This is a genomic window from Psychrobacter sp. CX16, assembly GCF_057396245.1.
Window position 1 is genome coordinate 61002 of record NZ_JBXYJF010000009.1, and the last position, 21266, is coordinate 82267.

Here is a 21266-nt window from a genome sequence, read left to right on the forward strand (position 1 = left end):
TATGATTTGGGTTTATGATTAAAGTATAGGTAAAATTAGTGATAATTGCTATGATGCGTCCGTAACATAGTGTCCAAACCTATAGTTAGCAATATCGGTACTAATATAGGTACTAATATAGGTAGCAATATAGGTAGATAGATAGCTCGACAGCATAGCTCAAAAACATAGCTCGAAATATAGAACACTAAAACTGACACAACCCAAAATAGCCAAAGCAAAACAGCCGTTACAAAATAGCAAATCTATCAATAAATCCCGAAGCAAAAAATACCCGTCATTTCATTATTGGGTCAACAGGAGGAAGCGTGTATGACGACAGCGCAGACAGACACCGCACAACAACCGTCCCCAGATCTAAACCAGTCCACTCAACCGCAAAGTGCGCCACACAGCCGCCCGCCCAGTCCGCCGCAAAGTCCACTGCCCACGCCACTATGGGCGCTTATCATTGCTGGCCTAGTGATATTGATTATGGGTATCACCATGATAGGCTTTGGCTGGGTGCCTCACTTGTCGTTGCTATTGGCGATTTGCTTCTTATTCTTTATCGGTAAGACTCGAGGTCTAAGCTTTCAGCAAATGCAAGCCCACATGGCAGAAGGGGTGATGAGTGGTATTGGGGCCATCTATCTGTTTTTCTTTATCGGACTGATGGTGGCTGCTTTGATGATGTCTGGCGCTATTCCGACCCTGATGTATTATGGCTTTGAGCTGATTTCACCTGACTTTTATTATATCTCAGCGTTTGTATTGACCTCGATTATCGGTATTGCCTTGGGCAGTAGTCTTACCACCGTCGCCACTTTGGGCGTTGCGTTTATCGGCATGAGCCATGCCTTTGATGCCAATGTTGCGATAGCGGCGGGTGCGGTGGTCTCTGGCGCATTCTTTGGTGATAAAATGTCGCCGCTATCAGATACGGGCACTATCGCCTCGTCTGTGGTCGGTATTGATTTATTCGAGCACCTTCGCAATATGGTATATACCACCGTACCGGCATGGCTGATCAGTGTCGCATTATTTTGGCTATTCTCAGGGCAGACTCACAGTCCAGAATTGGCTCAAGTCTCGGCATTGGCGCAAGGCGAGGTTCTCAGTCAAGCAAGCGAACTTAGCCAAAGCGGCAGTCTTAGTAAAGTCACCGTCCTGCAAGCACAATTGATCGACAGCGGCTTAGTACACCCCTATGCGGTATTGCCGTTTGTGGTATTGATCGTATTGGCCCTACTGCGCGTCAACGCCATTTACACTATTATCGCCACTATCCTCACCGCGTTAGTCATTACATTTAGCCACAGCACGCTCAGCATCGAGCAATTGGGTGGTTACTTCTTTGCAGGCTATACGCCAACCGGCCCCTCTGGGCAGTCGTTAGAATTGGGTGAGGTCGGCGATATGTTGTCACGGGGCGGGGTGCAAAGTATGTTCTTTACCCAGACCATTGTGATATTGGCGTTAAGCTTAGGCGGACTGCTAAAAGCCTTGGGTATCTTACCTGCTTTGTTATCAGGGCTACACGATACCTTAACCAATGCAGGGCAAGCCATATTTGCCGCCGCCATGACTGCACTAAGTGTCAACGTATTGATTGGCGAGCAGTATTTGAGTCTGTTGCTAGCGGGTACCGCGTTTAGACCGACCTTTGAGCGTCTCAACCTCCATCCGAAGAATTTATCGCGTACCCTCGAAGATGCCGGCACGGTGATTAACCCGTTAGTGCCGTGGAGTGTCTGCGGGGTATTTATTAGCCAAGCGTTAGACGTTCCGGTATTGGATTATCTGCCTTATGCGTTCTTTTGTTACTTGTCTTTGTTATTGACCCTGATATTTGGCTTTACCGGCTTTACCATTAGTCAAAAACAACCCAAAACCCTAGCCAATCCTTATAACGATCAATGACAATAACACCCAACAATAACCATCAACCTGCCACACTAAACGGGTGCAATGCATCGTATTAACAGTATGAAGGCGATAATACAACAGGAGCTGATCCAGCTTTACGCTACTATCTGCCCGTCTGTGCACAGCGTTGGCAAGTGGGCGTTGACTGTCACTTGCTTCGCGTGCCAGCCAACCCCCAGCCATCGCAATTTGCACCGTCAGGCAGGATATTCGCTGCAATCTGGGCTAGCGGTCACATCCTATCTCTTACCACTATACCTCGTAGTCTGAATTAACGCCTTCCTTTCTCAAAGAATGGTTGCGCTGGATTTTTTAGCCCCTTCCTTTCTCAAAGGAAGGTTGGGATGGATTTTTTAACTCCCTCCTTTTTCAAAGGAGGGTTGGGGAGGATTTCTTAAAGCAAGGCTGGGATGGATTTAAGCCCCCTCCTTTTTTAAAGGAGGGTTGGGGAGGATTACTTAAAGGAGGGCTGGGGGGATTTTCGGTTGAGATTAACAAAATAGGCTGAACAAATTCATTGTTCAGCCCAGATATTAAAAAATTAGAAATATCAAAAGTATTAAGCTTTAATTAGCATCGTCCTTTAACACTTCCGCCATCGCATTCGCCACATAGTCGATGTTACTGGTATTGAGTCCCGCCACACACATACGAGAGTTGGACACCATATACACTCCAAACTCCGCTCTTAAGCGTTCGACTTGCTCAGGTGTGAGACCAGTGAAGCTAAACATACCATTTTGGGTAGTCAGATAGTCAAAGTTACGACCAGGTACTTTTGCTTCAAGCACTGATTTAAGCTTTAAGCGCATGGCTTTGATACGGTCACGCATACCATACACTTCGCTGACCCATTGCTCATATAGCGCGTCATCATTCATCACGATATCGACGATATGACCGCCGTGTGACGGTGGGTTTGAGTAGGTACGGCGCACCGTAAATTGCAATTGACCAAATACTCTATCGGCAAGCTCAGCGGTCGGGCAGACGACAGATAGACCGCCGACACGCTCCCCATATAATGATAAGTTTTTAGAAAATGAGTTACTGACAAACAGTGGCAAGTCCATTTCGACCGCTTTGCGAATCGCATACACATCGCTGTCCATGTCTTCGCCAAATCCTTGATAGGCAATATCCATAAACGGGATTAATTCACGGGTTTGGATGACCTCGAGTACTTTGTTCCACTGCGCGGGTGTCAAGTCCATACCGGTAGGGTTATGACAGCAAGGATGCAGGATGACGACGTCATTTTTATTCAAGGTTTCAAAGAAGGCCACCATCTCATCAAATTTGACGCTGTTGCTGGCTTTGTCATAGTACGGGTACTTAGCCACCGGCACATTGCTGTATTCAAAGATAGAGATGTGGTTGCCCCAGGTTGGGTCACTGACATAGGCTTTGGCATCAGGGAACCATTCATTGATAAATTCTGCGCCGATTTTAAGCGCCCCAGAGCCGCCCACTGTGGCGATGGTTGCCACACGTTTGTCTTCTAGTACTTGAGCACCTTTACCAAATAATAGCTCTTGGCACGCTTTACGGTGTCCAGGCAAGCCTTCCATCGGTAGGTAGGGACGCGGAGTGATAGGGTCTGCGATACGTTGTTCTGCTGTCTTTACACAGTCCAGTACCGGCAATTTACCGTCTTCATCATAATACACGCCCACACCAAGATTGACTTTATTAGGGTTTGGGTCAGTGGCAAATTTTTTATTAAGACCTAAAATGGGGTCACCAGGGTAATAATCGACACGATCAAACATATTTTATCCTTTACAGGTTGGTGAGTCATAGCATACAAAGGATAAACCAGAATGAGGGTTAACTCAATCTAAGATTGTTTAGTTTCCTCACTTATCAACAAATAGCTTGTATAATGTAAGACGTAATGAACATTTTTATAATAATTTAAATAGGGAGACCATTCTATGACCTTAACCAATACTGAAAATGCAACGACTGATAACAATCAAACTAATAAAATATTAGTCACTGGTGGCGTCGGCTATATTGGCTCACATACTTGTATCGAGCTAATTGAAGCAGGCTATGATGTGGTGGTCTATGATAATTTATCAAACAGTCATCTTGAGGCATTAAAACGTACTGAACAAATTGCGGGTAAAGAGATACCTTTTATAAAAGGGGATGTGCTTGATGGTGGGCTGTTAAATCAAGTGTTTTCAGAGCATGACTTTTTCGGTGTTATTCACTTTGCAGGATTAAAGGCGGTTGGTGAGTCAGTAGCACAGCCACTTAAATACTACAAAAACAATGTTAGCGGTACATTGGTCTTATTAGAGGCAATGCAAGCGCATAATGTGAAAAACTTTGTTTTCTCATCCTCAGCTACGGTGTATGGCGATCCTGAAATCTTACCAATTCCTGAAACAGCACCCAGATCTTGCACCAATCCCTATGGTCAATCCAAGCTAACAGTTGAATATATTTTACAAGACTTAGCTAAAGCAGAACCTAGTTGGAATATTGCGTGTCTACGTTACTTTAATCCGGTAGGGGCACATAGCTCAGGGTTAATCGGGGAAGACCCTAATGGTATCCCCAATAATTTAATGCCTTATATTAGCCAAGTCGCTGTCGGTAAGCTTAATCAGTTAAGTGTCTTTGGTGGGGACTATGATACGGTTGATGGTACAGGCGTACGCGACTTTATTCATGTAGTCGACTTAGCTAAAGGACACGTGGCTGCTTTAGACTATCTAGAGCAGAGTCAGCAAGCATCTAAGACAGGTTTGGGTTTTGAGGCGATTAATTTAGGGACTGGTAATGGAAGCTCGGTTCTACAATTAGTAGACGCTTTCGAAACAGCAACAGGTCAAAAGGTACCTTATCAGATAAGTGCTAGACGTCCAGGTGATATAGCTGCTTGTTATGCAGGGGCTGATAAGGCAAAAGCTTTATTGGGCTGGGAGGCTGAACTAACGATTGAGAATATGTGTAAAGACAGTTGGCACTGGCAGAGTAAGAACCCTGACGGCTATAAGTAAAAACCCTGATAGTAGGCAATAAAAAACAGCCGCTAAATTTTAATTTAGCAGCTGTTTTTTATTTGATAATCTAAGCTTAACGTTTAAAAGTTATTAAACTCAATACCAATACCGCCGCCGATATCTGTTGAATGAATATCAGAATCAGATACCCAAGCACGGCTTGAAATCAAGGTTTTTGGATTTAGTTGATGCTCCCATGCAACATCTAATACTTTTAATTTATCTGCTTCAGGGAAAGATTTGTTATTAGTACCGTTAGACTGGTTGACTTTGGCATACTGCATTTTACTAGTAATAAAGTTCTGATTATCCAGCCACAGTTTGCCGCCAACAGCAATGCTTTCAGTGTCTCCGCCTAATGCATAACCCAAAGGATAGCCTTGTTGGTAGTAGCCATCAGTATAAATAAAGTGATTATAAGAAATACCTTCTACATCACCGCTGGTTCGAGTATCTGTCCACTCTGTATATAGTTGGTAAGGCACCGCACCAAATTGTTCAGTATTAAAGCTTGAGGCATAATCAGCACCAGCAAGGTACATGTTTTTTGCAGGTAATGCGCCCGCTTCATCTTCACCAATATATTGTCCATACACGCCTACAGGTGCTTTAATCAAAGGGGCTAGGTTAATTCGAGCATCAAAGCCACCTAACTGGTTTGCGGGGTCGCTAGTACGATTACCTGTATTATCACTAGTGCCTTTTAATGCATCCCAAAACGAATCCCAATTTTCAGGACGACCGTTACCACCCCACATAAAGCTACGCGATGCACCAAGCTCTAACCAATCCGTAGGGTTCGCTGTCAAACGCATGCCAATCAGCTTTGCATCATCAGCTGCTTTATAATCCTCAAGCTGACCCGCGAATAATTGATATTGCCATGGGCCAATCCAGTTTAGATAGCGATTACTTGGTGCCGCTTGCGTATCACGCTGCATGGTAACCCCCATGACAGGGCGACTTGCATCGCCACGGATTAAACTACCATCATTACCAGGACCCCACCATGTGGGTATTTGACCAGCTATCAGCCATTGATTAGCATATTTACCCGCAATGTACGACCCTTCAAAGCTGACATCATCGTCATCAATTAAATCGTCATCTTTTAGGTTAACCTGTACATTAAACTCCCAATCATCTTTACTCATCCCTGCTTGAGCGCGGGCCCCGAAGTCTGCCATCTTATCATCAGCAAAGCTTTGAGGTAGTTGCTTTCTGCTGGTTTGACCATAGGCAGATACTTTAGTATTCACTAATGACTTAGGCTGCTTACTCAGTGTATAACGTACAGATTGAATAATTTGCTGCTGCTCAGTAGTCTGAACTTTTGCGTTCGACAATGCTCGATTAATCTCATTAGCAGTTAGAGGCCATGTACTCGTACTAATCTGAATAACGCCTTGCGCTTGTAACCAATCAAGCTCAGACTTTAGACTCATGTCGTTCAGCTGCAAATTCTGTGCATTAGCAAGGCTACTGACTAAGCCTAGGCTAATGAGTAGGCTTAATGTTTTTATTTTGGGATAGTTCATTGATAGATTCATAATAAGAAAGTTCTATAGTTGAAGGGGTAGAGTAATAATAGCATTGAAAGACTTTAGAATCGGCTTCCATCAGATAAAACAAATGAAATTAATTGAGCCAGCATAATACTTCAAATTAAAGCAAAATTACATAGTTGGAATTACTCAGATTAAGTCATTTCAGCTAATTTAAACTTGATAAATAACAATAATGGGATAGATAGACAGATTTATGAATGTTCCGTACTTTCAGTAATTTTGGGTATGGTTTTTACCGCATCGCCACTTCCTTTACCAAGTGCGGTCCGAATAATATAGCTGAAGTAATTTTTTAGCGTTAAGTTGTCAATCATCTCTTTATCTATCTCGGCAAGCAATTCTGGTGTAGACATATCTATACCGCTAAGTTGGGCCAATCCAGTAATACCGGGTAAAACATTGTAGACACCTTTGTCATCTCTGGCTTCTATAAGTTCACGTTGATTAAACAAATTTGGTCTTGGCCCAACCAAGCTCATCTCACCTTTCAACACATTAATGAGCTGAGGTAATTCATCGAGTTTTGTTTTACGAAGTATGCTACCAAGTTTAGTGATTGAGCTTGTATCAGCTAAGTGACTCGCTACGGAAGCAGTATCAACCTTCATGGTACGAAACTTTACTAACTTAAATGGCTTTTTATCTTTACCAACACGTTCTTGAATGAATAGGGGCGAGCCTGTGTCAAAATAGCCAATAATAGTTGTGGCTATCAGCAAGGGAGATGTAGCTATTAACCCTGTTGCTGAAAATGTAAAATCTAGAGGTCTTTGCCAACCTAGATTGTTCTCATTTTTTTTTAAATTCAGTTTATATGATTTAGCCGTTTCTTTAATAGAGTCATGAGTACCTTGTTTCGGTTGCCAGTTTAACTTTTCTTTGCTCTTCGATATGTCTACTTGAAGGGAACCACATAGTCTTCTGGCTATATGCTCTTTGCCAAAAAGACGTGCTCCAGCTTGAATTAGTACAGGAGGAATAGGTAACGCCCGATTCTTAACCTCTAAACCGGATGCAATGTCTTTAAGCATACTGGCAGTCGATATATCCTCATCGTCGGAAACTAAAAAAATTTCATTTTTAGCATTGGCGTTATCAATAGTATTGATAATAAAATCAATTAGGTTATCCACAGAGACTAAACTACGTAAATTATTTCTAATACCACCTAAAGGCAGGGGTATACCCTTATAAGTCCATTTCATTAAAGAATTAAAGTTTCCTTTAACATTCTCTCCGTATACTAAGGTAGGACGTATAATCACATAATCCATATCAGAATTATTAGCAACTTCTTTTAGTCCGAGCTCCGCCTCATACTTACTAAACCCATAGGGATCAGTAGGGGTTTTTGATATATCTGGTGTAAAGGGTTGGTCAGGTAAACTATATTCGCCATTGACCTTGATTGAGCTTAGAAAAATGAATCTTTGTACACCTGCATATACAGCTTGCTTTGCTAAGTTTAGAGTTGCTAGTGTATTTATTTCTTTTAGAGACTTTGACGAATTATTGAAGTCCTTTTTAGAGACACTTGCCTTGGCTGCGCAATGTACAACAACGTCAATATCTTTTAAAATATTTTGCCAATCAGTAGTGGCGCTAAGATTGTTAATAAAGCGATACTCACAATCAAAAGTAGGTTCCACTGATTGGCGAACACAAGCAATAACTGTATATGATGTCTTTTTTAATAAACTTTTTATTAAAGCTTGACCTATAAAGCCGTTTGCGCCAGTTACTAAAATATTCATGTGTTATCCATATTTAGGTGTTTGATATTCAGGAAAATATAAATTCTAATACAATATCTAAATCCATGTGGTGCAACGTTTCTATAAATTCATTTCTTTAATCATGTGAGCGTTTACTTTTTTAACATCATACTTATCTTCTGCTATTCGCCTTGATGCTTGTCCCATCTCTGTATATAAATTAGGGTTTGCAATAAACTTAATCATAGCATTAGCTAGTTCATCAACCGACTTTATAGAGACTAAAAAACCATTCTCACCATTTACAATAGTATCCCGACAGCCAGGCGCATCGGTAGTGATAATAGGTCTACCCATGGCCATGGCTTCAAGTACAGAGCGTGAAGTACCCTCTCTATATGAGGGAAGGACATATACTGAACTATTGGCTATAGCAGGACGAACATCATCAAGCTTTCCCCAATAGTTTATAACATTCGAGGCTATCCAACTGTCTAACTGGGCTTGATTTATAGCTGCTGGATTTTCATCAATCCAACCTACTAAATGGAACTCAGCATGTGGGTATTTTTGCTTTACTAACTTCGCAGCTTCCACATACTCCACTATTCCTTTATCTTTTAAAAGACGTGCGACTAGTAGAAAAGAGGGTCTAATTTTATCCTCTATATCCCTAGGAAAGTCGACAACATTAAAGTCGCTAACATCAACACCTGAACCATTCACAACTACCGTATTACACTTATTGTTAATCAACTTTAGCTGCTCGAATAGTTTTAAGTCGTCTGGATTTTGAAAAAAAATAACCTTTGTTTTTGATAATGATTGTTTATATAAGCCGTAAACGATTTGCTGTAGTTTTGTCGGTTTACTGTCTTTGTCAGAAGCTTGAAAAGCATAACCCAAACCAGAAAGTAGAACAAAGCGTTTAGGCACTCTAGCCAGCCAGGCTGCTAAGGTGCCATAAACAACTGGTTTTATGGTATATGAGAGAATAGCATCAGGTTTAATTCTAATTAGCAACTTATAAGTGTAGATAAGTGTTTTTATATCTACCACAGGGTTTGTGCCAGTTCTCTGCAGTGGAATTGAGTGCAAATGATAGCCAAGTGAGTTTAAATGTTTATACTCATTAGGATGACTATCTAAATCAGGCGCAAGTATATGAATCTCATAGCCTAAGTCTGATACTGTTTCAAGAATCTTGCCTCTAAAATTTAAAACATGAGGCAAATAGTTAGCGACTATAGTAAATTTCAATTTACTCTCCTACTTTAGGTACAAGTAATGCAACCTAGTAACCAAAAAATTGTTGCACCGTCAAAACGTCAGACATCTATAAGACTGCTATGCGCAATGAGATGCACATTAAACGTTTTTTACTATTTATACCCTCTATTAAGTGCCTTAACACTCTTAGTCAATATTTATTAAAAATATTGGAACTTTATATAATTAAAGCTTTTAATTATAACTTATAGTAACTTGATATAAGCATTTAAGCGTAAATAAGCTTCTTTAAAATTTAATTGTAATAAAGATGAAGCAAAATGCTTATAAAAGATAACAAATAAATATTTATCAAGAGATTTGGTTCTTTTTGTTTTTGGATACTTAGAGAAGTATATTAATGGATAAGGAATACTTTGTTTTCTAGAAGATCTAGAATTATCAGCAACTTGATGCACGATACAAGAGTAAGACATCTCACATGCAACAGGACCTAATAATGCTAATTGAATCCATACATATAAGTCTTCACCGGCTACAGCTCTCTCAGGAAAACCACCGAATGTATTAATAGCAGACTTCCTAGCACAAACTTTTGAGCTTTTTGCCACACTTCCTTTACATGAAGCTTTAAAAAAGTCATCAACATATCCACGATACCCTGCACTTAGGGCATGCTTGGCTTTAGTAGCAGTTAGATCCTCTTTTTTGAGCATGTGCGCTAAACAGTAAAGGTTTGCACTAGGATAATCCTTAATCAAATGATGTATTTTATATAAAAAGTCAGGTAGCCATTCATCATCAGCATCTAAAAAACATATATATTCAGAGCTGCAAAGTTGTAAAGCATTATTTCTTGCTACTGAAACGCCTTGATTATGTTGTTCAAGTACTTTAATTAAGCCTTGACTAATTTCGTTTTTAAAAACATCTTTAACAATAAGTAGGGAGTCATCAGTAGAGCCATCATCTACGATAATTATCTCATAATTAGTATATGTTTGAGCTAAAACAGAATTTACACATCTCGATATTGAATACTCCTTATTATACAGAGAAATTGCTATAGAAAATTTCATTATGAAGTCCATAATTTGTTAGTAGTATACATATTAGTTTAAAAGATACTTTAGAAGTATGCTCAGAGCGGATGGTAATCATTCATAATTTATTTTAGTAAGTCTATACTGATTAAATTATGTATTTTAGATAATTGAAGTAGATTACTGTTATTGCTAAATAATAATATTTAATTATAGTTTAGACTCTTCCATATTCATCCGACAATCGAATGATGTCATCTTCATCTAAATAGCTACCAGACTGTACTTCAATCATCTCTAGCGGAATCTTGCCAGGATTTTCTAAAGAATGAATGCTGCCTATGGGTATAAATGTGGATTGGTTCTCAGTCAAAATGAATTCTTTATTATCTATTTGAACTTTGGCAGTACCCGAAACAATAATCCAATGTTCTGCTCGATGATGGTGAAGTTGTACTGATAGCTTCTCTCCAGGCTTAACTGTTATCCGTTTGACTTGATAACGGTAACCTGAGTCAATACAGTCATATTTACCCCAAGGTCTATAAACCTCTCTATGTAACGCTGTCTCTTTACGGCAATCAGCTTTTAGTTCGTTAACAATTTTCTTAACATCTTGAGTGTTGTTTTTATTTATTATCAAGACTGCATCTTTTGTGTCAATAACTATAGTATCTTTCAATCCTGACATCACAACCAGTTTACTATTAGCGTACCCAAAGCTATTACTACACTCTTGGAATAAAACGTCTCCTTTTTTAACATTTCCATGAGTATCTTTATCAGATATTTCCCACAGTGCATTCCAAGAACCTACATCGCTCCAAGTAGTATCTAATGGTATTAATGCAGCATCTTGAGTGTTCTCCATTACAGCGTAGTCGATAGAGTCTGAAGGTGATTTTTTAAATTCCTCTTCATTAATTCTAATGAAGTCCAGATCCTGGTAACTAGTGGAGATTGCGTCTTTGCATGCAGCTAATATACTAGGTTGGTATTTATGGAGCTCTTCAAGATATCTCTTAGCCCTAAACATAAAGATACCGCTATTCCAGTAATAGTCACCCTCGGCAATATATTGTTTAGCAAGATCTAAATTAGGTTTTTCAACAAACTGTGAAACCAAGAAGCCTTCTGTATTCACAATACTTGATCCAACTTTGATATATCCGTAACCTGTTTCAGGATGTGTGGGATTTATTCCAAAAGTCACAAGCTTTCCTTGCTTGGCCAAAGGTAGTGCTCTGCTTATAGCATCATTAAATGCCTTTGTATCAGGTATTGAATGATCAGCAGGGAGTACCAACAATATAGTATCTTCAGAGTTTTTTAGCGTATGCAAGGCTGCAAGCGCAACGGCAGGTGCTGTGTTTTTTACAATAGGTTCTAATAAAATATCTGGAGCAAGGTTTAGAGCTCTTAATTGCTCAGCAACGATAAAGCGATGTTCTTCATTACAAATAACCATACTGGATTCATAGTTCAAATCCTCTAAACGGTTAAATGTAGCTTGCAACATACTTGATTCACCAACCAAGTTGAGAAACTGTTTTGGATATGCTGAACGGGATAGGGGCCATAGGCGACTACCAGTACCACCGGCAAGTATTATTGGGGTTATCATAGATTGTATCTCTGACAGTTTTAATTGGTTATTGAAATTTATTTGTTTAACTTATCGATCAGCTTCTGCTTACTAAGAATCGATAAGACTTGATCTTTGGTGTACATTGCTAAACCTAGAGGTGCATAAAGAAGAGGTGCATTAAACTTTTCGTTCTGATATTTTTTAAATAACCTAAAGCGCCACCAATTTATAGCGGCTCTATGTTTATTTGATGAGAACAAAGGGTAAGTTTTATACATTGATTGATATACGAATAACGTAGAATTAAAGCAGCGATGTCGATTAATAATGCTATTGTCACTTAGACCATCAGGCAGATATTTGCATACATACCCACCGTAGTTTATAAACTTGGTTTTACCTTTAGTTCCAAGCCATAGAAACATTGGTGCTTCAGCCATGAAGTTTTCATCTTCAAACTCGGGGAATGAGAAACCTTGTAATGCAGACTTTCTAATTAAATCAGATTTATCTCCAGTAACTTTTCCTTTTGAAAAATCGAGGTAGCTTTCACGAGACTCTATATGCTTTGTTCCAATAACACTGTCATCTTCGTAGACTCTCAAAGTGGATAGAGAGTTGTATGATCCATCAAGCTTTGAGCTTTCTTTTACTAAAAAGTCAACCATGTCAGGTTTTAGCCAGTCATCACTATCTACAATTAATACCCACTCGTGCATAGCCTCACTAAAGCCAATATTAAGAGCTGAATGCTTGCCTCCATTGCTTTTTTTAAGGTAACGGATATCTATTAAACCCTCTTCCTTAAATTGTTCAATCAGACTTTTAGTCTGATCAGTACTTCCATCATCTATGACTAACCATTCGAAGCCCTTATTAGTTTGATTTAATAGTGAGTTATAAAGCTTTGGTAAAGTATGTGCTCGATTATAGGTTGGTGTCAGTATAGTTATCATTGAAAATATCCTTTGGTATAAATCAACATCAATATACTGTAGCTAATAAACATTATAGCGACGAATACATGACTATATTTTTTTGTATTTATTATTTGATACAGTATATAAGGTATCAAAAACCATGAAAATGCTGCGACCCTATCTGAAAAAGGTATGAATGACAGTAAGAAGTAGCCACTAGCTAATAAGCAGTATATTTTTAGAAAATCATACTCCCGATTAGCTTTTAGTTTGGGTGGTCTTAATAATAAGAAACAAGCAATAGGTAGAACTGTAAATATTGCAAAGTCTAACCTAAAGCCAGTTTGATAGTTTAAACTTTGATAGTGCGCACCTGAAGTAAATGTATCATCAAAGTATTCATTAAAACTTAAGCTTTCTACAACACTAGCTGGCAGTGCAAACCTGACAACTGGCTCTACTAGACCTAATATTGATAGGCTCATACACAGCATGAGTATTGCTATACTCCACATTATAGAGCGATGTTTAAACCAGTAGCGCCATGCTATAAATGCAACTATAGCTATCAAAAATGAGTTATGAAATAACGTAGCAATAAAGAGTAACAACAACCCTTTAATTGGTTTAGATTTATCTAGGCCGATCAAACAGTTATACCCCCAAAGCATAAATCCAAAAGCGATACCTTGTTTAAATCCACTGCCTAGATAAGTCAGATAAAATGGGTATAGCAAGTAGAGCATGAGGAGTGTAGAGGTGTCAGTTTTACCGTACTTCTCACGAAACGCTAAATAAAGGGGAACAATACATAATATGTAAATTATAGAGAAAAAGAACTCAGATTTAATACTAACTAATGACACAATCCAATTAAGTAGAGTAAAGCCGATAGGGCCTTCATGAGTCAGAAGTTGACTAAAGCTCAACGTTGATATGTACTCAAGGCCTCGCATGTATCGCCAAGGGTCACCTGCAGGCTCGCGAAAGGAAAGCGTAGCCCACAACCATATTACTGCAATAAAGGCATACAACAGCATACCTGCTTTTGCAGCTTTATTATTCCGATATGAGTAAAGTAACAAGAAGGTCACACAGACAATGCTATAAAAGGTAAAGTGAAAAAGAATCACAATCCATTAACTCTCTTTTAGACTGTCAAGGGATACTTCTACTCCCTCAAGCTGAGTGTTTAAAGCAGGCATTTTTGCGACTTTTCTGCCTTTATTCAGTCCTTTTAGTGTAGCAAAAAAGGGTCGAGGGCTTTTATCTAATTTACTATAGGACACGCCAAGTAATAACGTACGTATTAGAGAAGTAGGCCAATAAATAGGTGCAAGGTGTCTGAACACCAAAATAGCTCTATTATAACCTAAACCATACATATATTTAGGCCAATCGTTAGGCACACGACATCCGCCCATAGGGGCAGCAAGGTGAGTTAGATGTGCCTTTGGCTCAAACCAGGCTTTAAAGCCTGCTTGTTTAAGTCTTAGTGCAAATTCTGATTCTTCATACAATGCAGCACCAGTACTTAAAGCTTCATCAATGCCTCTAATATCTTGAAAGGTGCTTTTGAGGATAGAGAAGTTTCCTCCAGGTGCATGACAACACCAGCCCGGCTGCTTAGATGAATAGTTTCGTATAGCAGTACCAGTCCACATCCTAAAAGAACCAGGCTTAGCCTTTGATAAGCTATCTCCTTTCAATTCTGTTATACCACCAGCTATTAGTTGGGCACCACTTTTTAAATGAGCATCATAATGGTTTTTGACTAGGTTAGTATCACATCGTATGTCATCGTCAATGTATAGCAATATATCTTTAGAAGCTTTTTGAGCACCAAAGTTACGCGCTTGAGGTAAGCCCTTAAACTTAGCTTTAAAATAACGATGCGGTACTGTTGATTCCGCCAATAATTGCAACGCTTCGTTATTAGTTTGATCAGACTGATCGATAACGATTATTTCAAAGTTATCGAAGTTCTGTTGGAGAATATCGTTTATAGTATCTATCAATACGTCTGCACGATTAATAGTAGGAATAATAACAGAGACACCATTAGGTAAGTTTGTAGGCATTTTAATAATTCTCCAAAATCTGAAGCAGTTGTTTTGAGTAGTTATACCAAGAAGCATCTGTTTTTGCTCGTTGTTGTCCAATTATTGCTTGTTTAGCAAATAATTGAGAGTCACTTATTAACAACCTTACATATTTACTAACTTCACCTGGGTTATTTTGTTCGATTAGCCAACCCCCTTGTTCAGGTATAATGGCATCAGATATACCACCGGCATTAGTTCCAATAACTGGTATACCAGCAGCTTGTGCTTCTAAAAATACCATGCCAAAGCCTTCAACTCCTCGAATATTCTTATCCTCTCTTGTGCATAAAATAAAAAGATTGGAAGCTTTATATAAGATAGGTAAGTCGCTATCCTGAACAAAACCGGTCCATGTAATACAGTCATTCAAATCAAGACTTTCAGCTAATTTTTTTAGGTCATCTAGATAAGATCCTTTACCAGCAATTACATAATGAATTTGCTGTCTTTCAGGCTTAGATAGGTTAGCTAAAGCATGCAGTACAGTATCATGACCCTTGTAAGCATCAATTCTAGAAATACTAAGTATTATTTTTTTATCTATAGGAAGATTGAGTATTTCTCGAGCTTCTTGTTTAGATATATCAATATCAAATCTTTTATAATCTACACCTGGATTGAGAACTTCAGTTTTAATACTTGAGTCAATATCAAGTACAAGTTGCTGAGTGTATCTGCTATTACAAATAACACAGCGAGCGGATTTTAAAACCCTTTCGCGAAGCTCAGATTTTATTTTAAATTTAACAGACTCGGGGTAGGGCATTACCTCATTTCCATGCGCTAGAATATATAAATTTTTCCGCTGTAAGCAGTAGGCTATAGTTGCTTCCGGGTTCCAGACTGAAGTAATTAGAGTTCTATCTCCCGGTATTTTTAATAGGTACTTGGCTAGGCCTATTTCACGAAAGCCTTTTTTTCTAGGTAACTCATGAGTAGGAATCTCTGGACGGTGTAAGATATCCTTAGATTGCGTCATCTTCAGTGTACATAACTCTATATTATGCCCTTGATTGCTTAGCTCTTGGCAAAATGAGGCAGTAAGACGACTGATACCCCCATCATTGGGAGGGTAGTCGTAGCTTAATACACTAATATTACTTTTCATTTTCTATCCTGATTTCATCAAATATTTTAGCGAAAGATGCAACCTGTGAACTTGCTAAGTAACGCTTCTGATAGTCTAAGTTTTCATTTTTTAGGCTATTACCTATTAGCCATTCTTTTATATCTTTCGCTTCACTTTTGGCATCATCACCTTTGAGGAAAAAACCATTACCAGCTTTAGATAGCTCTTTTCGGGCTTCACTAGAATCTGGCACATAAGCAATGACAGGCGTGCCAAGAGCTATATAATCAACCATTTTAGCGAAGTTGGTCCACCAATATCGGCTCCTGCCGGGAGCCAAAATGCATGCTGTTGAATTTTTTATTAGTTTATAAAGTGATTTTTGAGGCATATGATCTTCAAAAGTTACCCTAACATTCCAATTTGAAATATTGGATACAATAGTTTCAATAATTGGTTTGTTGACTTCTACTCTTCCTATAAATTTAAGTTCAACGTCTCCATCTAAGTTGTGGAGTTCATTAATAACTTCTAATATATAAGAACTTTGCTCTGGCATAACCTCGCCGGCAAATATAATATTTTTTGTCTTAGTAGATTTATCAGGAGTAGACATCGGTAAATATTCATCATCTAAACCTGTGGGTATAAATGTATATCTTTTTTCTGGCAAATTATAAATATCGGAGAAAATAGATCCATAAGCTTCAGAAAGACCAGTTATGCGGTCTGCCTGATTAAGAGTGTTAGTAATTAGCTTATTTTGTAATAATTGACCTATGTAGTTGCTTGATGAGTTTTTATAACCATAGCCACAAGGATCTCTAAAGTCTGCTAACCATGCAATATCTAAATCTTTTTTAATCTTTGAAGCTAAAGCTAAGTGACTATAAGGATTTGCTGTTGTATACATGATATTAATATCATACTTTTTTATCAGCTCTTTGGCAGTACTAACTGAAGCCAAAGCCCATGTCCAGTATGCATCTGGTATATTATATAGATAGTCAGTTGTAGAGCCATATAGAGAGGACAGAGTCGTTCTAATTAATCCAGATCTAGATGGCTGTTTAGAGACTCTCGAGGTTCTTGAGACTTGAGTATTATTTAATTCTTGCTCATGTTTATTCGCTGAGAAAGTTCTATCACGCCCGCCAAGCTGCATGCGAACTCCGCGCAAACTTGGCTCCATATAATGTGTACGGATAATTTCTACACAGTCAGGCAGCTCTTTTAATAGTTTGTCATCGCTATTGTAAAGGTAGTTAATATCTGTCGTTAGAATAATAGGTCGGTACCCATACTTTGGTAGGTATTTAGCGAGTTTATGCACACGAAACATGGCTGCATGTGACTGAGGTGCAAAAAAAGGTGTAATGATTAGAATTGGCTCAAACATGGTTTGATATCTCTTTATATAATGCTTCATTTTCAGTGACTTTATTTAAATTAGAATAGTGCTCTTCTACAATAAATCTACCAAGATTTGCTAAGTATTGCCTACGCTCCTTATCCTTTAAAAGTGAAATAATTTTTGCAGCAATATCTTTATGATTGTTGGGATCAACGCTCATACTAATTAAATCTTCATGCCTCATAACTTCAGGGCCACAACTTAGCTTGGTATAAATAGTAGGTACTTTTAAGCTCATAGACTCTATAGGAGCTAAACCAAATGTCTCTGAGTAAGAGGGGTAAACAGCTAGGTCACATTCAACCATAATTTTCTGCATCTCATCTTTAGGGAGGTGACCATAAAAAATAATATCCTTATGTTGAGACAGTTTTTTAATGTAGTCCTTAGAACTTAATCCATTTTTTTTATAAAGTACATCCTTTCCAATCAGAGCTAATTGTACATCAGGAAACTCAGCCTTAACTAAAGGCCATGATTTGGCTAATGCAAAAACACCTTTTTTTTCTATTAGAGACCCAGTGAAAACTACCTTATGAGCTTTATTCCAGTTACTTTTACATTGATTAAGATTAGGTAGATCAATGCCATTGTAAATAGTAGTTATTTTTCTTTTGATACCGAATAGCTGTTTAGTCTTCTGAGCTGTATAGTCACTTACTGAAATGATAGAATCAGCACGTTTAAGAGCTATATATTCAAGAGACTTAATAAGCAGTGATGGGTCTTCATTCATCTCATCAGCAAAGTACGTATGAGATCCATGTAACCTAACTATAGATTTATATTGACCTTTCGGTAGAAAGCTCAGAAGTCCTTCAAAATCAGGTGTTTCAATTATATGAATTTCATCATTAGAAATGATGTTTTTAATTTCTCTATAAAGAGATATCCTGTCTAAAATGAATCCAAGCTTTCCAGATGACTTAGGTAGCTTAATGACATTAATATTGTCGACTTCAACTTCTAGCCTTAGTTTGACATCGTCAATAAAACCTACTACAAATATCTTATGACCACGAGCAGTAAGTTGACTTGCTAATTCATGAACAAATGTACCAATGCCTCCAGTTTTACCAGGAGGATACTCATTGCATATATATATAACATTCATAGATGGTCACTTTTTATTTAAAAAATTAAACTTAATTAGAAGTTCATTGAAGATTAAATCTTTCATGAAAATATAAGCAGTAAGTGAATAGGTAACAACACCTACGATTATTTTTGATATAAGGGTAGCTACCCATGTAAATTCTATAGTATTCATTACTAAGTCTATACATATTACTGAAAAAGACATTACTGTTAGTGAAAGAGCAACTGGCCAAAGCTGTCTCAATGACTGTAAAAATGAAATTCTTGCTATATTATGAGACCACCAAAGTGCAGGGACAAAAATAAGTATTCCCATCACTATGCCATAAGCTTTAGCAACTCCTATAGCACCATTGGTAACTGAAACATAGAAACAGATACTTAGTACGATGCCACTTATAATTGTAAGAAATAAATATGATTTAGCTTTGCCAACAGCTGTAAAAAGCCATCCTGTGGTGTTATATAAGGGTTGAGTCACACTGGCCAAGCTTAACCATAGCAGAATGGGTACCACAGGTTGCCACTGTTCGCCATATATTAACATCACCATCTCGTCAGCAGTTAATGCTAAACCCACTGCCATTGGACACCCGATCAACGCAACCAATGTTAATGCTTTACGATAAGCATCTCCAAATCGTTGTAGATCATCTTGAAAAGCCGATAGCGAAGGAACCATTAGGTTTGTAAGGACACCAGTCGCTAACATACTAGGCAACAACATCAAAAAGTAAGCTCTATTATAGTATCCAAGTTCTTCTGCGCCCCAATATTTGCCGATTAACACGCTATCAAGGTTTCGAGCCATATATATTAATAAGCCGTTTAAAGCCAAAGTACCACCAAAACTCACTAAGCTTAAAGTATCAACATTTCGCTTAGGCGCATATAGACTGATTTTGCTCATACGAATAGCTAGCACTGCTCTGAAACTACTACTGGTTAAACCTTGAATTACTAAAGCCCAATAGCCCAGACCAGTATAGGCAGCGTACAAGGCAGCGATAGCGCCTGCAATAATTGATAGGACCTCAATTTGTGCAACCGCCTTATAATTCATACTACGGTTTAACAGCGCTATCGGCTGAGCAGCAAATCCACTCAGCAAGAACCCTGCACCAAGCACAGTAGTAACTGCAGTTAGCTTGGGTTCATCATAGAAGCTAGCTACTAGGGGTGAAAAGAATATGCAGATCACCCATAAAAACAGACCTACAATCAAGTTTATCCAAAACAAATTACTAACTTGTATTTTGCTTAGAGCCTGACGCTGTATCGTTGCCCAACTTAACCCCATATCTGAAAAAACCATCAGAAGAGCAGTTAACGTAGCAACCATGCCGATTAAACCAAAGTCTTCTGGAGTTAATAGGCGCGCCAATACAGCGGTGGTTCCGAGGCTTAGTATATTGCGTGCAATAATCTGTAAGGCTGTCCACTTAACGCCTTTACGTGCCTTCGATCCTACTTCATCTTTACTAACATGACTAACTTTGCCAGAAGATTCTTTAGTATCATTTTTAGTCATGAGTTTTATCGCACATTTCTTACATACCAAGGCATCGCTTCATCAATGCCCTGCGAGATATTAAACTGAGGCTTATAGCCAAGCAGGCTATTGGCCTTACTCACATCCGCTTGACTGTGTCGCACATCACCGGGTCTAAAGTCGCGATAAGTCGGCTTCTGATCATAGGTCACACCGTTGTCTGCTAATGCTGATTTAATCGCATTAAATAGCTCGTTTAGAGTCGTACGATCACCGACAGCTACGTTATACACTTGATTAGTAGCGTCTTCATTCTGAGTCGTGGCTGCCAAGATATTGGCTTGTACTGTATTTTCGATATAACAGAAGTCGCGACTAGTCTCGCCATCGCCATTAATAAATACTGTGTCATTCTTGATCATGGCAGCAGTCCACTTAGGGATTACCGCTGCATAAGCACCGTCAGGGTCTTGACGACGACCAAAGACATTAAAGTAGCGTAAGCCAACACTCTTAAAACCATAAGAGCGAGCGAATACATCGGCATATAGCTCATTCACATATTTAGTTACCGCATAAGGAGATAGCGGCTTACCAATTTTGTCTTCTACCTTAGGTAGGCCAGGGTGATCGCCATAAGTTGAGCTACTGGCAGCATAGGTAAAGCTCCTCACCTCTGCATCACGAGCTGCACTTAGCATATTTAAAAAACCCGAAATATTAACTTCATTGGTTGTGATTGGGTCTGCTAACGAGCGAGGTACTGACCCTAGAGCCGCTTGATGAAGGACATAATCCACACCTGAACATGCCTTTTGACAGTCTGCGAAGTTACGAATATCACCTTTAATAAATGTAAAACGTTGCCATTGTTCAGATGAGACTAGGCTTTGCACTTCATCTAAGTTTTTTTGATAGCCAGTAGCAAAGTTATCTAACCCGATTACAGTTTGATTAAGCGTTAATAATGTCTCAAGGAGATTTGAACCAATAAAACCTGCCACACCTGTGATAAGCCATGTTTTCGGGGTAGCTACTAAGTCTTGTTGAGTTTTTTGGTATTGAGTCATAGAACATTGCTCTTTTATATTTTATA

16 protein-coding genes are annotated in these 21266 nt (G+C 38.7%); 2 read left to right on the plus strand and 14 right to left on the minus strand.

The window, feature by feature from the left end; translation table 11 throughout:
* Positions 1-312: 312 nt before the first annotated feature.
* The gene (locus AC2SLM_RS05080) at positions 313-1902 is read left to right on the plus strand and encodes a Na+/H+ antiporter NhaC family protein (protein WP_486552433.1); all 1590 of its coding nucleotides are present in this window, start codon (positions 313-315) and stop codon (positions 1900-1902) included.
* Between the two features lie 572 nt (positions 1903-2474).
* Here AC2SLM_RS05080 and AC2SLM_RS05085 read toward each other — a convergent pair.
* Positions 2475-3680 carry an amino acid aminotransferase gene (locus AC2SLM_RS05085; RefSeq protein WP_486552435.1) on the minus strand — a complete coding sequence of 402 codons (1206 nt, stop codon included), beginning with the start codon at positions 3678-3680 and terminating at the stop codon, positions 2475-2477.
* Positions 3681-3845: 165 nt separating this feature from the next.
* Here AC2SLM_RS05085 and galE point away from each other — a divergent pair, with 165 nt between their 5' ends.
* Positions 3846-4925, plus strand: coding sequence for a UDP-glucose 4-epimerase GalE (gene galE / locus AC2SLM_RS05090; protein WP_486552437.1), 1080 nt, complete (start codon positions 3846-3848; stop codon positions 4923-4925).
* An 83-nt stretch (positions 4926-5008) separates the two neighbouring features.
* Here the strand turns inward: galE and AC2SLM_RS05095 are convergent, their stop codons facing one another.
* From AC2SLM_RS05095 to AC2SLM_RS05155, 13 genes are all read right to left on the minus strand, one after another.
* The gene (locus AC2SLM_RS05095; RefSeq protein WP_486552439.1) at positions 5009-6466 is read right to left on the minus strand and encodes a capsule assembly Wzi family protein; all 1458 of its coding nucleotides are present in this window, start codon (positions 6464-6466) and stop codon (positions 5009-5011) included.
* 221 nt (positions 6467-6687) lie between these two features.
* Positions 6688-8250 (minus strand): sugar transferase, encoded by a 1563-nt coding sequence (locus AC2SLM_RS05100; RefSeq protein WP_486552440.1) that lies wholly within the window; start codon positions 8248-8250, stop codon positions 6688-6690.
* A gap of 81 nt (positions 8251-8331) precedes the next feature.
* Complete coding sequence (locus AC2SLM_RS05105; protein WP_486552442.1) at positions 8332-9471, minus strand: glycosyltransferase family 4 protein; 1140 nt, start codon at positions 9469-9471, stop codon at positions 8332-8334.
* Positions 9472-9686: 215 nt separating this feature from the next.
* Positions 9687-10520, minus strand: a complete 834-nt coding sequence (locus AC2SLM_RS05110; protein WP_486552443.1) for a glycosyltransferase family 2 protein — start codon at positions 10518-10520, stop codon at positions 9687-9689.
* Between the two features lie 181 nt (positions 10521-10701).
* Positions 10702-12108 (minus strand): mannose-1-phosphate guanylyltransferase/mannose-6-phosphate isomerase, encoded by a 1407-nt coding sequence (locus AC2SLM_RS05115; protein WP_486552445.1) that lies wholly within the window; start codon positions 12106-12108, stop codon positions 10702-10704.
* 38 nt (positions 12109-12146) lie between these two features.
* Positions 12147-13028, minus strand: a complete 882-nt coding sequence (locus AC2SLM_RS05120) for a glycosyltransferase family 2 protein (RefSeq protein ID WP_486552446.1) — start codon at positions 13026-13028, stop codon at positions 12147-12149.
* Entirely contained in the window at positions 13025-14125 is a 1101-nt protein-coding gene (locus tag AC2SLM_RS05125) for an EpsG family protein (RefSeq protein ID WP_486552447.1), read from the minus strand. The genes AC2SLM_RS05120 and AC2SLM_RS05125 overlap by 4 nt, the downstream gene beginning before the upstream one ends.
* A 6-nt stretch (positions 14126-14131) precedes the next feature.
* Positions 14132-15073: a glycosyltransferase family 2 protein gene (locus AC2SLM_RS05130; protein WP_486552448.1), complete on the minus strand. Its 942-nt coding sequence runs from the start codon at positions 15071-15073 to the stop codon at positions 14132-14134.
* A gap of 1 nt (position 15074) precedes the next feature.
* Positions 15075-16205 (minus strand): glycosyltransferase family 4 protein, encoded by a 1131-nt coding sequence (locus AC2SLM_RS05135; RefSeq protein ID WP_486552450.1) that lies wholly within the window; start codon positions 16203-16205, stop codon positions 15075-15077.
* Positions 16195-17565: a glycosyltransferase family protein gene (locus AC2SLM_RS05140; protein ID WP_486552452.1), complete on the minus strand. Its 1371-nt coding sequence runs from the start codon at positions 17563-17565 to the stop codon at positions 16195-16197. The genes AC2SLM_RS05135 and AC2SLM_RS05140 overlap by 11 nt, the downstream gene beginning before the upstream one ends.
* Positions 17558-18694 carry a glycosyltransferase family 4 protein gene (locus AC2SLM_RS05145; protein WP_486552453.1) on the minus strand — a complete coding sequence of 379 codons (1137 nt, stop codon included), beginning with the start codon at positions 18692-18694 and terminating at the stop codon, positions 17558-17560. The genes AC2SLM_RS05140 and AC2SLM_RS05145 overlap by 8 nt, the downstream gene beginning before the upstream one ends.
* Before the next feature lie 6 nt (positions 18695-18700).
* Positions 18701-20209: a lipopolysaccharide biosynthesis protein gene (locus AC2SLM_RS05150; RefSeq protein ID WP_486552454.1), complete on the minus strand. Its 1509-nt coding sequence runs from the start codon at positions 20207-20209 to the stop codon at positions 18701-18703.
* A gap of 5 nt (positions 20210-20214) precedes the next feature.
* On the minus strand, positions 20215-21240 hold the full coding sequence (locus tag AC2SLM_RS05155; RefSeq protein WP_486552456.1) for an NAD-dependent epimerase/dehydratase family protein: 1026 nt from the start codon (positions 21238-21240) through the stop codon (positions 20215-20217).
* Between the last annotated feature and the right edge of the window lie 26 nt (positions 21241-21266).

What these genes read in the sequence shown, in the direction of transcription:
- AC2SLM_RS05080 (WP_486552433.1), top strand. Translation starts at nt 313, where the DNA reads ATGACGACAGCGCAGACAGACACCGCACAACAACCGTCCCCAGATCTA.
- AC2SLM_RS05085 (WP_486552435.1), bottom strand. Translation starts at nt 3,680, where the DNA reads ATGTTTGATCGTGTCGATTATTACCCTGGTGACCCCATTTTAGGTCTT.
- galE (WP_486552437.1), top strand. Translation starts at nt 3,846, where the DNA reads ATGACCTTAACCAATACTGAAAATGCAACGACTGATAACAATCAAACT.
- AC2SLM_RS05095 (WP_486552439.1), bottom strand. Translation starts at nt 6,466, where the DNA reads ATGAACTATCCCAAAATAAAAACATTAAGCCTACTCATTAGCCTAGGC.
- AC2SLM_RS05100 (WP_486552440.1), bottom strand. Translation starts at nt 8,250, where the DNA reads ATGAATATTTTAGTAACTGGCGCAAACGGCTTTATAGGTCAAGCTTTA.
- AC2SLM_RS05110 (WP_486552443.1), bottom strand. Translation starts at nt 10,520, where the DNA reads ATGAAATTTTCTATAGCAATTTCTCTGTATAATAAGGAGTATTCAATA.
- AC2SLM_RS05115 (WP_486552445.1), bottom strand. Translation starts at nt 12,108, where the DNA reads ATGATAACCCCAATAATACTTGCCGGTGGTACTGGTAGTCGCCTATGG.
- AC2SLM_RS05120 (WP_486552446.1), bottom strand. Translation starts at nt 13,028, where the DNA reads ATGATAACTATACTGACACCAACCTATAATCGAGCACATACTTTACCA.
- AC2SLM_RS05130 (WP_486552448.1), bottom strand. Translation starts at nt 15,073, where the DNA reads ATGCCTACAAACTTACCTAATGGTGTCTCTGTTATTATTCCTACTATT.
- AC2SLM_RS05135 (WP_486552450.1), bottom strand. Translation starts at nt 16,205, where the DNA reads ATGAAAAGTAATATTAGTGTATTAAGCTACGACTACCCTCCCAATGAT.
- AC2SLM_RS05140 (WP_486552452.1), bottom strand. Translation starts at nt 17,565, where the DNA reads ATGTTTGAGCCAATTCTAATCATTACACCTTTTTTTGCACCTCAGTCA.
- AC2SLM_RS05145 (WP_486552453.1), bottom strand. Translation starts at nt 18,694, where the DNA reads ATGAATGTTATATATATATGCAATGAGTATCCTCCTGGTAAAACTGGA.
- AC2SLM_RS05150 (WP_486552454.1), bottom strand. Translation starts at nt 20,209, where the DNA reads ATGACTAAAAATGATACTAAAGAATCTTCTGGCAAAGTTAGTCATGTT.
- AC2SLM_RS05155 (WP_486552456.1), bottom strand. Translation starts at nt 21,240, where the DNA reads ATGACTCAATACCAAAAAACTCAACAAGACTTAGTAGCTACCCCGAAA.